Genomic DNA, 15,505 nt, shown 5'->3' on the forward strand with positions numbered 1-15,505 from the left:
TTATACCATATTCAGCAAGTTTGTATCTGAGCATGTCTGCAAATATCAGCATTGGTATCTGCACAAAGTTCTGGTTATTGACATGTCCTATACCTATCTCCTGTTTCTGGTATGTATTATGCCCCATCACAACAACGTCGACATGGTTATCCCTTGCATAGTCTGCAAGCTGTCTGCTCACCTTATGGAACTGATCCTTTATCCTTCTGTTCCTCTTCTCGGTAAGAGCATTCATCTTTCTTGTCCTGTACCTCTTGTTACATGTCATGGCACAGGAAGAGAGTCTTTTCATCTCCTTGTTGTAAAGCTGGTTGATCGACTTGATCACCCCTCCCTTTATCACAAATGGCCTTGCACCAAAAGTGTTTGCTACAGCGGCGATATTGTCTGTTCCGGGATCGATTGCCATTACTCTAATACCTTTCAAGTCTGATATACCTGAAAGGCCAGAGAGGATATCCTTATCGGCCATAGGGATTATCCCCTTGTCAGGGACCGAAAGGACCACATCCAGGACAAAGCTGTTTCCGCCGGGCTTTATACGTACTTCCTTAAGGCACACTTCTTCCGAGAGCTGGCCAAGAGACAGCTGATCCTTTGTACCGGGAAACTTAAGATACCCATCCTTGATCCTGCATATCTGATTAGTCAGAACAGCTGTCTTGAATGAGCCCTGTGACATATATCCCGGCATCTTTGGACGGCCTGTGAAAGCTACAGGATTTCTCCCATATGCTTTTACCGCTTCAAAGAATGACTTATAGTCCCTGAGAAGGAGTTTCAATATCTGCTGATTAGCCTGTGACGGAAGGGCATAGTATGCCTTATCCCTTGTAACCTTTAGCAGATGATCAAGGGCATTATATGAGAGCCACTTGCTGTCACCAAGATATTTAGTCCCCCATAGGCTATCCCTTACGAGCCTGTAAACCATCATCTGATTTGGGAAAAGAGGCTTGAACAAGGCCATTGAATCTACTGCAGACGAATACTGCCTTAAGATGAAATTTGCCCTGTTGTACAGAACAGCTGATGCTCTGCAGATATCCCTGCAGTAGTCATAGAGTATGTGGTTGTTGCTTATCCTGTATTGCCTTGTTCTGTACACGGTTGAAAATTCCTCATTAGTATTCTATATTTAGTATTATAGCACACTTTTAAGAAATAAGCAAACACATGTTCTCTTTAGCTACGGAGTAAATTTATGCAGAAATCAATAGTAGAATCAGATATCCTGAACGAGTACAGAAGAGGCTCACATTCAGTATACAAACTCACTTACCATGTGATTTTCGTAACTAAATACAGAAAGAAAGTGATCACGGATGAGATTGGTGATTTCATGAAGAATTATGCAGCTTACCTCTGCGGACGCATGAACAGTGAACTCATTTCAGCAGAGACAGATGTCGATCACATGCATCTTCTGATCTCCATGCCACCTGATGTGGCTCCTGTAAAGCTCATCAACTCGTTAAAATCACAATTGTCAAAGGAAGTAAAGAATACATATAGAACACACGTTGAGAAATACCTCTGTGGAGATTCACCCTTCTGGAGCGCAAGTTACTTTTGTGCAACTACCGGAAGCGTTTCTCTTGATACTGTTAAGAAATACATTGAAGAACAACGAACAGAAGAACACAAACGCAAATACATTAAGACCGAGAAATACAAAAAGAAAAGCTAGTGCGATTCATCCCACAACCAATTTCATCGGAAGGGGTTTTCTCGCACGTTGTTATAATATTTTAATACTTTTGACAACCAACCGTTCACAATAGACCGGGCTATTATTGACCTAATATGATTGTTGTTATCTCTTTTACCCAAAATAAAACCTCCGGATCTGCAATATATCAGATTCCGGAGGTAATTCTTTTTCTCAAGCTACCAGATGCAGCATTCTGGTTGCGATGTTGAAGTAAACCAGAAGTGAAAGCGCATCGACTATTGTTGTGATAAACGGGCTGGCCATAACAGCCGGGTCAAAGCCGATCTTGGATGCCAGCATAGGAAGACAGCAACCCACCAGTTTGGCGATGAGCACTACAAAGAGCAGAGTCAGGCAGATTACTGCAGCCACGAGAATTGATACTCTATCAAGCAGAAGGAGCTTGGCAAAATTTGCTATTGCCAGTGTTAAGCCACACAGCACAGCTACTCTTATTTCCTTCCAGATGATCTTGAAGAGGTCTTCAAACTCAATCTCTTTTAGTGAAAGACCACGGATGATGGAAACGCTTGCCTGGGAACCGGCATTTCCTCCGGTATCCATCAGCATCGGAATGTAAGCTGTAAGTACAACATAGGCTGAGAGTGCATCTTCAAAGCCTGTGATAATAGCACCCGTAAATGTGGCACTGATCATGAGGAACAGCAGCCACGGTATTCTGTTTTTGTAAGTTTCAAATATACCAACCTTGGGATAGGGCTTGTCGGATGGCACGATAGCTGCCATCTTCTCGATATCCTCGGTAGCCTCTTCTTCCAGGATGTCCACTACGTCATCGATGGTGATGATTCCGACCATACGGGACTCATTGTCTACAACAGGCATTGCAGTGAAGCCGTATTTCTGGAACATACGCGCTGCTTCTTCCTGGTCGGTCATAGTATTGATGCTGATGACATTGGTGTTCATGATGTCTCCGATGATATCATCGGGCTTCATGATAAGCAGGTATCTGAGGGCAACAGTACCTACCAGGATCTTCTGCTTGGTAACTACGTAGCAGATGTTTATGGTCTCCGAATCAACGCCCTTTTTCCTGATCCTCTCTATTGCCTCGCCGACAGTCATGTCTTCACGCAGGTCAACGTACTCCACAGTCATGATGGATCCGGCTGAATCCTCAGGGTAGCGAAGCAGGTGATTGATATCGGCCCTTGTCTCAGGGCTTGCATTGGCCAGGATACGCTTAACAACGCTGGCAGGCATTTCCTCCAGCAGGTCTGTAGCATCATCGGCCATCAGATTTTCAATTATGTTGGAAGCTTCTCGGTCTGACATGGACTGAATAATGTACTGCTGTACGTCCATTTCCAGATCGGCAAAAACATCTGCAGCCATATCCTTGGGGAGGATTCTGAACATCTTAAGAGAATCCTCGTCTGCCATCTCACTCATTGCAGCAGCGATATCTACTGTGTTCATCTCCGAGATGGTCTGGCGAAGCAGGGTGTATTGCCTGGATGACAGAAGTTCCTGAAGTGTTTCAACGAGAGTCTTTTCTTCTTCTTTTTCCATGGTAATCTCCTTTGTATGTGGTTTTTATGGTACTTCGACCGGGAGCAGAATCACTGCTACATAAATGTGAATCAGACTTCATTAAAAACCACCACCTTTCTGTTGGAGATTAGTGCCTTGGAATATCTGCATAGAAAGCAGTAGCACTTCAGCACTCTTACTTTATCACAACTGTGGTGAAATGTGTATAAATATAATCAGCAAAAATCAAAAATTATAAAATGTTACAAATATTTAATGTGTGTTCACATTTGATAAAATTAATAGAAATTTCAGAAAATAAACTCATTTTTATCACATACTGCATTTACACTTATCTTGAGAACTCGTGAGGGGGTGTTTAACAAACACTGACAGGAGGTATCAAAAATGGGAGAAATGAAGGGTTTGGCACAGTACGAAATAGACCTGCTCAAAGAGAAGCTTCACGCAAAAGCACTTCATCGCAGAAATGTCTATTTTATGAAAAAGGAAGTTGAGAGAGAGACCCGGGAATTGAAAAAATTACTTAACACTCGTTAGGGGCATAAAAAATGAGGTGGCGATCATCAATCGTCACCTCATTTTTGATTTAAGTGTAAGTCACATCACCCTCCCCGCTGACTCCTTTCTGAAGTTGTTTGATGCGGGGGACAAGGCCCATCTGTTCGTCGAAAGTAAATACATATCCGCCCAGGGTGCTGGCCTTGGAGCGCAGATTTTTGGAATGGCTCCAGACAAGGATTGCTGATTTGCCCTTGCCGTTACGAGCTTCCTGAATAAGGTTTCCCGCGGCGCTGTTGCCGTCAAAGGCAACTACCATGGATGGGCGTCTCTCAAATATCTCGTAGTTAAAACTCTTGTAGATTCCCATTCCCTGAGATTCCGTTGACACTCTTATCTGAACAGGATAGGACATGAGCTTATCCCTCTCCTGCCCGGTCACAAGAGCCGGAACAACTGCGTATATCCTGAATCCTTTCTTGTTGTGGTCCAAGAGATATTTCTCATACCCGGATACCTTGTGACCGATCACAAAGCACACTTCATCCGGGTTCAAAAACCTAAGAAGGGCATCAAGCTCTTTTTTGCCTGCCTCCGTAATTCTCGTCGCGCGATTCTCTGTGTTGAAGCTTCCACCCAATAATACAACCGGGAATCTGTCCCAGGTGATATCACTGATCCTGTCCTTGAATTCCCTGTTGGAATCAAGTCTTACTTCGCCGCTGGAAAGTCCTCCGGAGATCTTTACCTTCTGCATCTTTTCAAGAAGGACTTCTTCCATGTCCCTTCCCTTAAGAAGTCTGTTAAAGGCTTCTTTCTTCTGTGAGTATGCATCCTGACTGGACTTTATGATGGCTGTCTCGGCATCCTTCATAAGCTTCAGCTCTGCATCCGTCAGTCCAAGCATAGTCTTTAGTGAGAGCTCCTCATCTATGGAAGATGTGCCGTAGAGTGCAGCGCCGTCTGTTCCCTGCACACACCATATTCCCTGCTTCAGATATTGTTTGAGAGGATGGTCCTTAAGAGAATTTAAATTATTCAACCTTACATTACTGGATATCTGGAACTCCAGCACCACCTTGTTTTCCTTGAGCTGGGCCAGAACTTCTTTTCCTTTTTGGGACCTTGGGCTGTAAGTATAAAGTCCGTGTCCAAGCCTCATTCTCGGAATCTGCTGCCCCGGCGCCAGACAATCCCGTACGCAGGCTATGCTGTGCGCAATGTTGTCTCTTAAGCTGTCATTCTCACCGGCATGGACTCTTATGACAAAGCTGGGATCCTTGGCGGCAATCTTAACAATCTCCTTAAATGCCGGCTTAAGAGTGATGATATCGTTTATCTCCTCTCCGACAAAATCACATCCCGCAACATAGGGATCAAGAGCCGTAGCCTTTAAAACCTCAAGATTCTGTTCCAGATAATTTGCGGGAGTTACAGCATCTTTTACGATGGTGAGAGGAATCCTCCTGATGGCAGCCAGGAACCTGATCATGACGCCGGTCTCCTGGTATATCCTGGGCATAACGTCATGGACCTGGCGAAGCATCTCGATGGATTCATATTTCTTAACAAGGGTGGTGTCACTGATCTCTGCATAGCACACGCCCTGCTTCTTGTAATTCCTTGCTATCCACAGAAGCTTGTCCTGGAAGATGGTATTTCCGCAATAATCCGGGTTCTCCCTGTCGCGGAGCATCTGCTTAAGATGTCTTTTTACATCCTCATCCGGGATCTGATCGATTCCGGTAAGTTCAATCTTCTCCTCACTTTCCTTGCCTTTGCAAAAGACATACCGATAGAGATAAACCTTCTCCAGATTTGTAAACACTGCCTGTCCGTCCTTGATGACAGCAAGCGAACCGCGGATCTTGACGATGTTCATCTCCGCATTATCAAGGTTATTAAGGATAAGGTCTGCGAAGTTGATAAAGGTATTGTCATCGATCTTTCTGTCCAGATACTTGCCCTTTAAGTCTGATGAAGTCCACTGCCAGGCAACCTTTTTGCGCTGGGCAAGAACCTTTTCCCACTGGGCATTTGTAAGGCCGAGCTGCAGTTTTTTGACATAGTAAAGCGGGTATCGTATCTGATGCGCAATTCCAAGCGCAATAAGAATATCGCCGGAGAGATTACCGTTCATATGGGTATGAAGGTCACCGGCAAACTTAAGCTCTTTTCTGATATGAGTCTTAAAGACCGTTTTCTTAAGGTCAAAGTCCGGCTCCTTGGTCTGACTCATGAGGGTCTTGGCAATAGCGGGGATTGAAGCCTTTGTCTCAACCGTTCCGTCCTGATAGATATATGCCACTTCAATATCTCCCAGGCTGAAGATATAGCACTCTTTATTGTCCGCATCCACAAAGCACGGAACTTCACCTCTTATCTCCAGCATTCCGTCCTTGTTCTGCGAAAGAGGAAGGCAGCAGGTCTGAGCCAGATTCCTTATAAGGTTTCCCGTTCCGTGATTGGGTGTTGAAAGCACAAACATAAGCCTGTCCAAATCTTTGTACAGGCTTACAATAATGTCTTTTTCGTTATCGAGGAAAAAGCAGGTGAAATATGTCATAGAAACGCCCCCTTACTGAGAAACGTATATCTCCTTAAGACTGTCGCGGTCCAGCACTCTGATCCTGGCGTGTCCGAGCCTCTCTATAAGGCCCTCCCTCTCCATTTCGCGAAGCTTTCTTGAAACGGTCTCGGTTCTGAGACTCACGCTGGCTGCGATATCATCGAGCTTTAACACAACATCGTCGTCGATACTTCTGTCGACTCTGTATAAAAGAAATCCCGCCAGCCTAGCCATAGGGTCCTTGGTAGAAAGAAGCATGTTTCTCTCATTGGCATCATGCAATTTCTTACTGAGAAGTATTATGGTGTTCATGGCTGCATGGGGATCATTGACAACCTTTATGAAATCATCCCTGTGTATCAGGCAGATGGAAGCGTTGGTGAGGCAGACAGCAGAATAGGGATAAATACTGCCGTCCAAAAACATGCCTTCCCAGATGATATCATGGTCTGCAAGAATTGTTACGATCTGCTCTCTTCCGAGAGAATCATATCTGCAGAGCTTGACTCTTCCTTTACGGATAATACATATTGAATCAACCGGTTCACCCTCTCTGAAGAGATAACTGTTCTTCTTGAGATTCTCATGGATGGAGTGCTCCATCAGGCTCACCTGGGCATTGACAGGAAGCCCCTCCATAAGGGGCACATTCTCGGTACAGAACCCTCCGCATTCCTCGCAGATGTTAAGACCCGAGATTCCTCTCTTTAATTCTTCTCCGATATTACCCATTCTTTTACCCATTGATCCAACAGTAACAATATGCCTGAGTCCTTACGGCAAAAGGCTCTTTTGAGAGAAGCTCTTTTACCTCGCTCTTGGTGTACCAGCGGGGTTCTATCTCCTCCTGATAGGATGTGCTCTCAGAAAAAGCACCTCCGGCAACTCCTACACAGCAGGCATTTCGCTCATTCGAAAACCCGATAGCGCTGTAGCACGGTCCCCACCACTGGTCAATTCTCAAAATATCAAGCCCGGTCTCTTCCTTGAGTTCTCTCCTGGCCGCCTGTTCCGGTGTTTCACCGGGATCTATAAGACCGGCAGGGAAGTTGTATACCCAGCGACCTGTAGCCATTCTGAATTCTCTGTTAATGAGGATCTTCTCGCCGGACTCATCATGCATGATGATGGCGACTGCATCCTCCTTGCCGTTCTGAAGGTCTTCAAAGCTCTTAAGATCAGGGTTTCTGCTTATCATCTCATAGACCTTCTCATTGCCGTCCACCATCTTGTAATGCACATCGTAGCGATTGATGAACTTACCCTGCTCTTTCTTTTCTATATATTCAAATTCCATTTTAAAACTCCGTCAACATGCACCGTATACTATCTGCTTGAGGCCTCTTATGAAGCTGTAGTCACAGCCTCCCTCAATCTGCTGCATGTATATAAATATAAGTTCCTCATTCGGGTCAACAAAGAAGTATGTTCCGCCCATTCCATCCCAGCCAAACTCTCCAATACTGCCATTGGAGACTGCCTTAGCCGGATCAGTGAGGATCCTGAAAAAATTGCCGTAGTCATATCCGATACATGACTCAAAATCAAGCGTTGTGCGCTGCTGGGCACTCAGCTGCGGAGATGTCATGAATTCAAAGGTTCTCCTGCCTATGAGTTCCTTGCCGTGGTAGGATCCCTTGTTCAAAAGCATCTGTGCAAAGTGGGCATAATCTGCCGCAGTAGAATAAAGACCTGCTCCGCCTCTCTCAAACCACGGATCCCTTGACGGGTTCTCCATCTGCATGCGCCTTCTTACATCGTCCTCGGCCCTGACTACTTTGCCGTTTTTATCTCTTCTGTAAAGAACTGCTGCCCTGAACTCTTTTCCCTCATCGATCTTGAATCCGGTGTCTTCCATGTTCAGGGGAGTGAAGATTTCTTTTTTGAAAAACTCAGACAGGCTCTTGCCAGTTATAACCTCAATTATTCCGCCCAGAATATCAGCTGAATATCCGTATCTGAAGTACTCTCCGGGTTCAAAAGCAACTCCCGCCTCTGCAAGCTTGTTGCAGATATCGACATTGCTCTTTAAAATTCCTGATTCCCTCTGAGCCCTGGCCTCTTTGACAATCTTGGCCATGAGTCTCTCGGCTTCGCCAAAGTCTCCCGGCATAACGATACCGGATGTCATATTCAAAAGATCTTTGACGGTAATAGGGTTCTGCGCCTTTCTGATACCTTCGGATGAAACCACATTTACCTTCTCATATGCCGGAAGATAATCCGAAACCCTGCTCATAAGATCCAGGTCTCCGCGCTCATACAGGATCATGGCTGCCAGTGCAGTGACGGGCTTGGTCATGCTGAATATCTTGTAGATGCTGTCCTCTCTGTCAGGTTCGTAGTGGTTTTCGTAAACTCTTTTGCCCTTATGTTCAACAATTATCTTGGCGCCCTGAAGTGCGCCTGCTTCTCTCTGTTTCTCTATTAATGTGTCAAGCCTGTTCAGCTTTCTAATGTTCATAACACGTTTTTCCCCGGTAAAAATATTTAGAACTTAACAGCCGGCAGCAGATACTTTCTCTGATAGAAGTCAACTGCCTTCTCGAATTCTTCTCCCTTGTCGGCCTTGAGGTGCTCAATGTACTCGTGTGCATCGTAAGCGTCCTCATCGACCTCAATAAGACCAACTGCGATATTACTGCAGTGATCGGCGATACGCTCAAAGTCTGTGCTGATATCAGAGAGGTCAAAGCCCTGCTCGATGGTGCACTTGCCTTTGCGAAGTCTTCTGATATGTCTTCTCTTAACCTCCATATTGATTCCGTCTATGGTCTCTTCAAGAGGTTCGATCATCTTGGCAAGAGTCACATCCTGATCTTCAAACGCCTTTATGGACAGATCAACGATCTCTTTTACCGCATTGGAGAATATCTCCATCTCAGACTTAGCTTTGGGAGTAAACTCTCTCTTACTCTCGCTCATGCCTCTTGCCTTCTGCATGATGTTGAGAGCGTGGTCACTGATACGTTCATAGTCAGTGATGCAGTGCAAAAGAACCGACAGAGTATGGGAGTCCTTGACACCAAGGTGGTGCGCATTGATCTGCATAAGGTAAGTACCCAGCTGATCCTCGTATGTATCAACCTTTCTCTCAAGGTAATCGACATCTGCAGCCTTCTCTTCATCGAAATTCTCGATAAGATCAATAGCTTCGTAAAGAGCATTCTTACTCATATTGGCCATGGCAATTGCAGCGTTTCTGGCCTGCTCAAGAGCAAAAGGCGGGTTTGAAAGGAAACGAGGATCCAATGTACGGATGCCTTCCTGCTCCTCCTGCTCCTTCTTTTCCTTGTCGTCGATAGGAATAGTCTTCAGTGCCATATTCACAAGAAGCCCTGAGAAAGGCAGCATAAGCGGAGTTGCCACAAGGTTAACAAGTGTATGGATTCCTGCGATTCCAACCATTCCTATATCGTTGTCCATGAATGCGAAGTTCACGATAGAATGGATCAGATAGAACAGGATCATAAAGGTTGTAGCCTTGATAAGGTTGAAATACAGATGCATAAGAGCTGTTCTCTTACCGTTCTTGTTGGCACCAAGAGATGAGAGAATAGCTGTGATACAAGTACCCACCTCGGCACCTACTACAACAGGTATCGCCATGCTGTACTTGACCTTGACGGAAAGAGACAGCGCCTGCAGTACACCGATGGTTCCGGCTGAACTCTGGATCACCATTGTAAAGATGATACCAACAAGAAAGCCTATTATCGGATTGCTGAAAGTTGTCAGAACCGCCTTGAAGCTGTCCACGTCCTTAAGAGGTGAAACCGCGTCAGACATCGTACTCATTCCGAACATTAAAACAGAAAATCCAAGAAGGATTGTTCCGATATTTTTCTTTTTGTCATTCTTGGAGAACATGTAAAGAGCTATACCAATAAGCGCCAAAAACGGCGTAAAGGACTTGGGCTTTAACAGATTGATGATAAAGTTGTCACTGCTGATTGCGTTTAATGAAAGAAGCCATGCAGTAAATGTTGTACCAAGATTGGCACCGAGAATAACATTGACTGCCTGCTTAAGAGTCATTATTCCGGAATTAACAAGACCAACTACCATTACGGTAGATGCTGATGAAGACTGAACCAGCGCCGTAACGCCGACACCAAAAAGATATGCTATTATCTTGTGCTCAGTCACTTTAGCAAGCACGCTTTCCAGCTTGCCGCCTGCGGCTTTGGTGAGTCCGCCACTCATTACATTCATTCCGTAGAGGAACATTGCCAGGCCTCCAACCAGGCCTGCGATCAAACTAAATACTTCCAGTGAGTTCATTTTCTCCTACCACTTCTACTTATTATCCATCTATTCACGTTTACAGCTACTATCTTACAAGATTAAGCTAAAAATTACCATAAAAATATCATTCTCACATACTTTCCAAACTTTGAACCGCCAACAGAAACTCTCTTGCCGCCGTTGTATTCGTCGCCGTAGATGTGCTCCTCGACGTCAACTTCATCGACCTTCTTAAATCCGAGTTTTTCGCAGACGTGGATGGATACGGCGTTCTCGGCCTTTACCAGGGTCTGCACCCTGTCAAACAACAGCATATTCCTTCCGTAGTCCAGTATAGCTCTGAGGGCTTCCATACAGTATCCCTGTCTCTGAAACTCTGTCCCCACAAGGAATCCAAGCTCAGGCTCATCAAAGCCGTTTCTTACAGAATATCCTGCCCTGCCTATAACTCTCATATCCTCTTTTCTTACAAGAGTCCACACTCCAAAGCCCATCAGGCCATAGACCTTTTCGATGTAATCCTTCTGATATCTTTTCTCGTCATCGGGATTATCAAAAAGTCCCTCCATATACCTGGTCATGCTCGGATCGGCATAGATCTTGTAAAACTCATCCACATCATCAACTGTTGTCTCCCTGATGATGAGCCTCTCTGTTTGAAGGATTTCCCAGGGCTCTCCGGAGTATCTCTGGTAAACCTTTACAAAAGAATCCATATCCACTTCCGCTATGTCCGTGAATACATATTTAACTCCGGAAAAAGACTTATCGGCATTCCTGCCATGCTGAAGTCCGACGCAGTAGTAACCGGCATCCATCAGCTCTTTTGCCCTGACAGTACTGTCAGTCAAAACCAGCACCTCTCCCGGGTTTTCGGACATGGAAAGTGGCAGCGGATCCTTTCCATCTGCCACTATAACCTCGTATCCGTTATCTTCAATATAGGCCGCTGTTTCTTTTACAGCTTTAAGCATACTCTCGTCCGCAGCTTCATCTTCGCCCAGGACAAATGCCACTGTTTTAAGCAATTTAAAGTGTCTCCTTCTCGTAAGTGATCACATAGCCTTCACTCTTTGGCTGTGCGTTCCACTTATTAATTATTCTGTCAGCAATCTTAACTGCAGTATTGAGATCAACATCAGTAAGCAGCACGATAACTCTGTTGCCACTGTCGTTGCCGTACACGTCGACGTTCCGCAGGTTCTCTTTGAGCGTATTCAGGAAGAGTTCCATTATCTCAGGAGTCACCTGTTCTTCACCGTTACCGGTTATTGTAAAGTGAACAAGAGATGAATTCACCACATCGTTGTCACCGAATCTGACAAGAAGCCTGTAGATATCCTGCATCCTCTCACGCTCAACCCTGTATGGTTTATCTGACTTGCCTCTCTCACCGAGGATTGCCCTCAGCTCTGTAATTCCGGTAATATTGGCCTCATCAGAATCGACATTGGCAACAATCTCTTCATAGAGCCTGCAGTCATGCTTGCCGGAATTTTTAACAGAGTACAGCGCCCTGTCGGCCTTCCTGAAGAGCGCCTCATACTCAGTATCCTCTCCCGCAAGAACAGTTACAGCCCCGACAGATACACCCAAAGGAATGCTCATGTCGTCGCCCATGTGCTTCTTGGCTCTCTTTAGAATTTCCTCATTTATGAACTTTGTCTTTTCCTTCATCTGATCATGTGTGGTGTCGGTGTAAAATGCCAGGAACTCATCTCCGCCTATTCTGCACAGAATATCCTTACTGTCGGAGCTCTGTTTTAAAAGCTCGGCCAGATCGATGAGCATACGATCACCCATATCATGACCATATATATCGTTGACAGGTTTAAAACTGTCAAGGTCCAGTATGGCCAGAATGCCTGAATGCTTGCCTATCACATCACCGAGAGCCTCAGATGATCCCCTCTTGTTCAAGAGACCTGTAAGAGGATCCTTGGTTGCTTCCTGCTCCAGTCTCTGGATATTGTTCATGTCCTGTACCAGCGATGCTATAGCCCAGCCAATATATGCCACCAGCAAAAAGCCTACCACAAACAGATACAATTTGAAATACCTGCGCTCATAGAGCTGGGACTCCTTGGTAACCTTAAACACTTCTTCTCTGATAACCTGCTTGCCTGCAGTATCCAGCACCTGAACATGAAGCTTATAATCTCCAAACGGCAGATTCGTATATGTCAGGGACTGCATGTTCTTCTGGTAGCAGGTGATACCTTCATCGTCGGCTCCCTCCAGGAATATGTGGAGCAGAGGATTTGAGAGCGAGTAGTTCATCACAGCCACATCAAAGACAAGACGTCCCGAAGTCGCAGGAATATTGTACACACCGTCCACCGGTTCGATCACATCATCGCCTGCCATGATCTCCGAAACTTTGATCTCATACTCATTGCTAAAGGAATCATAATCGGAAATGGAAATCTTTCTGACACCGTCTGTACAAGGAAGATAAAGGTTGTCTCCGTTAAGCGAATAAAATCCATTCGCTGTGACAGAGGTATCAAGTCCCCTTGTTCTGTTAAGGAGCATGTAATTATCAGCCTTATCGGCCAGAAGATCTCTTTCATCCAGCACGAAAATTCCGGCACTGGAAAGAACCCATGCCTTCTTGTTTTCAGCTATGAATACATCATAGTTGTTGCTGTAAGGGAATGAGTTAAGTGCCTTTATCTGGGCTCCGTTGTTATAATAAATGGCATTACTCGTTACATACAGATATCCGCCTCTGCATGGCACGATCTTCATGACAACCTGAGATTTTAGTCCATCTTCCGGTCCTATTGTATCTACCACCCTGTAGTTCCTGATGACAAAGATACCTCCGCCGTCAGATCCCGCATAGATAGTTCCATCGGCTTCCTCAGCAATGCACAGGACAGATGTTGTTATGCCATCATCTTCTCCAAGCTTTTTGAAGATACGTTCATTCTTTATAAAGTTAAGACCTGTAGTAGATAGCGCAGCAATAGTCCCGTCGGAAAGCTCATAAGTCGCTCTGTACTTCTCGCCCTCGGTGCCATCATATTTCCGGTTGTAGGAATTTATCGTCTTATCCGGATGCATGACGACAAGACCCGCAGGTCCGTATGTGCTAAACCACAGGTTATTGTTGCTGTCGCACATAACTCCCCTGATGCGGACATCGCGCAGAACCTCGGGGTGCGGAATAGGTACTGAATAGAAGGTCTTAAGGTCGATTGTCTTAAGGCCGGTTCCTGTTCCGACATAGAGCACTCCGTCTTTTACCAGAACACTGTTGACCACTTCATTTTCCAGATGAGCCTTGGAATAAATGTTTTCAAACGGATTCCATGAAAACTTCTTGATACCCTGCTTATTTGATGCAAACCAGACGTTATTCTGATAGTCCACGAAAATATCAACAATGGAAGTATTGAAATCAGAAGTGGAAAGATCTGTCACAACACCTGTATCCGAGATAAATCCAAGTCCGTTTTCACAGGCTATAAAGTATCCTCTGAAGTCTTTGGAATAAAGGATGTCATTAAAATACGTAAGCTTTCCGGAAAGATGTTTTGACATGATATCCGTCATGCCTTCTTTAATAAACAGCCTACCGGTAACATTGCCACTTGTTCCTATTACATAGTTGCCCTCTTCCTCTTTGGTTATATCCGTGAAATTACCGGCAAGAACATAGATGATCTTTTTGTCTCTGAATATCATGAGACTTCCGTCACTTCTAACGCCTGCCACGGTATCGCCGCTGGAACTGAGTTTGCTGACACCGTAAAAGCTCTTTGCCTCAAAAACCTCTATCTCGTGATTCTGATCGATCTTGCACAGCTGCTTGATCGTAGCAACATAGATATTGCCTTCAGAATCCTCGCAGATTGCCCTGATAGCATCCGAAGAAAGACCCCTTTCAGTATCGTAGAAGTCCACATCTCCTGTCTCCACATCATAGCAGGCCACGCCGGTATCATTGGTTCCTATCCAGAGTCTTCCTTTTGAATCCACAAACAGGACCATAACGTTCTTTATTCGTTCATCAATGGCAAAAGATCTGAACTTGTAGCCGTCAAATCTGTACAGACCCGAGAAAGATCCAACCCACATGTAACCGTCTTTTGTCTGCGCCACTGCGTTTATTTCCACAGAATCGAGACCGCTGTCTGTATCATAGATGTCTCCTGTATATTCCGATCCAAAATCGACGGCATGCGCTTTTACAGGGAACAAAAGAAGCGGACCAGCAACAGATATTGCCAGGAGAACTCCCATGCCCTTGACTGCTGCCCTGTGCCCTTTGCTAAGAAGCGATACAAGTTTGATAAGCCCAAATGCTATCAAAAAACTTACCACTTTATCCGGGATGTCAACAAATGCTTCACCCAAAAAGGTGTTGATGACCTGAACCTTTATATCAGTGGAGATCATATCCATGAAGGTGTCTCCCCATGCATTTCCTGTATTGCCCTCATACATAAGGATATTGAGCGGAGTTGAGATGACTGCTGCAAGAACACCTGTCAATACCATGGTCGATACAGCTTTGAATACACTTTTTTTCTTTCGTCTTGGGTAAAAGAATCCCACAGATAAGCCTATAGCTATAGAAACAATCATATATGGCAGGGATTCGGGAGTCTGCAGAGATATTATCGCATTGAGAAGAAGGCCACAGAACGCACCGGCAATAGGCCCCAGCGTAACTGCAGCAGCAATAGTCCCAATAGAATCAAGCCAGAAAGGAAGGGAAAACATAGAAGCAATATTCCTTCCCAGCAGGTTTAAAAGGACGCATATTATGATCACAAACAAGCTAATCAGTAATTTACGCTTACTCATGTTACCCTCATAAATGATGGCACATACAAACCAGACATCGCTAAATATAGCGATGCGTACTCACAATAATTTTATCACTATTTCGCACGTACTCTCAACGAATAATTGTTAAATTACTATTAAAAAACGTCACGCAG

The 15,505-nt window shown here is 44.9% G+C and carries 11 protein-coding genes; 2 read left to right on the forward strand and 9 right to left on the reverse strand.

Translation table 11 applies throughout. The features are described 5' to 3' along the window. Window positions 1–1,108 (reverse strand): RNA-guided endonuclease InsQ/TnpB family protein (locus tag G590_RS0116050; RefSeq protein WP_022766677.1); only part of this gene is annotated, 1,108 nt, incomplete at its 3' end. A 96-nt stretch (window positions 1,109–1,204) separates the two neighbouring features. Here G590_RS0116050 and tnpA point away from each other — a divergent pair. Next, window positions 1,205–1,690 carry an IS200/IS605 family transposase gene (gene tnpA, locus G590_RS0116055; RefSeq protein ID WP_022766678.1) on the forward strand — a complete coding sequence of 162 codons (486 nt, stop codon included), beginning with the start codon at window positions 1,205–1,207 and terminating at the stop codon, window positions 1,688–1,690. Between the two features lie 195 nt (window positions 1,691–1,885). Here the strand turns inward: tnpA and mgtE are convergent, their stop codons facing one another. Then, the gene (gene mgtE / locus G590_RS0116060) at window positions 1,886–3,250 is read right to left on the reverse strand and encodes a magnesium transporter (RefSeq protein WP_022766679.1); all 1,365 of its coding nucleotides are present in this window, start codon (window positions 3,248–3,250) and stop codon (window positions 1,886–1,888) included. Between the two features lie 369 nt (window positions 3,251–3,619). On the opposite strand from mgtE, the gene G590_RS21430 reads away from it, so the two are divergent. After that, window positions 3,620–3,772 carry a hypothetical protein gene (locus tag G590_RS21430; RefSeq protein ID WP_022766680.1) on the forward strand — a complete coding sequence of 51 codons (153 nt, stop codon included), beginning with the start codon at window positions 3,620–3,622 and terminating at the stop codon, window positions 3,770–3,772. Between the two features lie 49 nt (window positions 3,773–3,821). Here G590_RS21430 and G590_RS0116070 read toward each other — a convergent pair whose 3' ends face one another. From G590_RS0116070 to G590_RS0116100, 7 genes are all read right to left on the reverse strand, one after another. Next, complete coding sequence (locus G590_RS0116070) at window positions 3,822–6,299, reverse strand: adenosine deaminase (RefSeq protein ID WP_022766681.1); 2,478 nt, start codon at window positions 6,297–6,299, stop codon at window positions 3,822–3,824. A 12-nt stretch (window positions 6,300–6,311) separates the two neighbouring features. Further along, window positions 6,312–7,034 (reverse strand): Crp/Fnr family transcriptional regulator, encoded by a 723-nt coding sequence (locus tag G590_RS19940; protein ID WP_022766682.1) that lies wholly within the window; start codon window positions 7,032–7,034, stop codon window positions 6,312–6,314. 4 nt (window positions 7,035–7,038) lie between these two features. Then, on the reverse strand, window positions 7,039–7,599 hold the full coding sequence (locus G590_RS0116080) for an NUDIX hydrolase (RefSeq protein ID WP_022766683.1): 561 nt from the start codon (window positions 7,597–7,599) through the stop codon (window positions 7,039–7,041). 12 nt (window positions 7,600–7,611) lie between these two features. Further along, window positions 7,612–8,766, reverse strand: a complete 1,155-nt coding sequence (locus G590_RS19945) for a serine hydrolase domain-containing protein (protein WP_022766684.1) — start codon at window positions 8,764–8,766, stop codon at window positions 7,612–7,614. Window positions 8,767–8,792: 26 nt separating this feature from the next. Continuing rightward, complete coding sequence (locus tag G590_RS0116090; RefSeq protein WP_022766685.1) at window positions 8,793–10,586, reverse strand: Na/Pi cotransporter family protein; 1,794 nt, start codon at window positions 10,584–10,586, stop codon at window positions 8,793–8,795. Between the two features lie 74 nt (window positions 10,587–10,660). Continuing rightward, window positions 10,661–11,578 (reverse strand): GNAT family N-acetyltransferase, encoded by a 918-nt coding sequence (locus G590_RS0116095; protein WP_022766686.1) that lies wholly within the window; start codon window positions 11,576–11,578, stop codon window positions 10,661–10,663. A gap of 1 nt (window position 11,579) precedes the next feature. Beyond that, a complete protein-coding gene (locus tag G590_RS0116100) occupies window positions 11,580–15,368 on the reverse strand; it encodes a diguanylate cyclase (RefSeq protein WP_022766687.1) in 3,789 nt (1,262 codons plus the stop codon). Between the last annotated feature and the right edge of the window lie 137 nt (window positions 15,369–15,505).

Source organism: Butyrivibrio sp. XPD2006 (genome assembly GCF_000420865.1).
Lineage (GTDB): Bacteria > Bacillota > Clostridia > Lachnospirales > Lachnospiraceae > Butyrivibrio.

Coding starts and splice junctions, on each gene's coding strand:
- tnpA (WP_022766678.1), top strand. CDS start 1,205: ATGCAGAAATCAATAGTAGAATCAGATATCCTGAACGAGTACAGAAGA.
- mgtE (WP_022766679.1), bottom strand. CDS start 3,250: ATGGAAAAAGAAGAAGAAAAGACTCTCGTTGAAACACTTCAGGAACTT.
- G590_RS21430 (WP_022766680.1), top strand. CDS start 3,620: ATGGGAGAAATGAAGGGTTTGGCACAGTACGAAATAGACCTGCTCAAA.
- G590_RS0116070 (WP_022766681.1), bottom strand. CDS start 6,299: ATGACATATTTCACCTGCTTTTTCCTCGATAACGAAAAAGACATTATT.
- G590_RS19940 (WP_022766682.1), bottom strand. CDS start 7,034: ATGGGTAATATCGGAGAAGAATTAAAGAGAGGAATCTCGGGTCTTAAC.
- G590_RS0116080 (WP_022766683.1), bottom strand. CDS start 7,599: ATGGAATTTGAATATATAGAAAAGAAAGAGCAGGGTAAGTTCATCAAT.
- G590_RS19945 (WP_022766684.1), bottom strand. CDS start 8,766: ATGAACATTAGAAAGCTGAACAGGCTTGACACATTAATAGAGAAACAG.
- G590_RS0116090 (WP_022766685.1), bottom strand. CDS start 10,586: ATGAACTCACTGGAAGTATTTAGTTTGATCGCAGGCCTGGTTGGAGGC.
- G590_RS0116100 (WP_022766687.1), bottom strand. CDS start 15,368: ATGAGTAAGCGTAAATTACTGATTAGCTTGTTTGTGATCATAATATGC.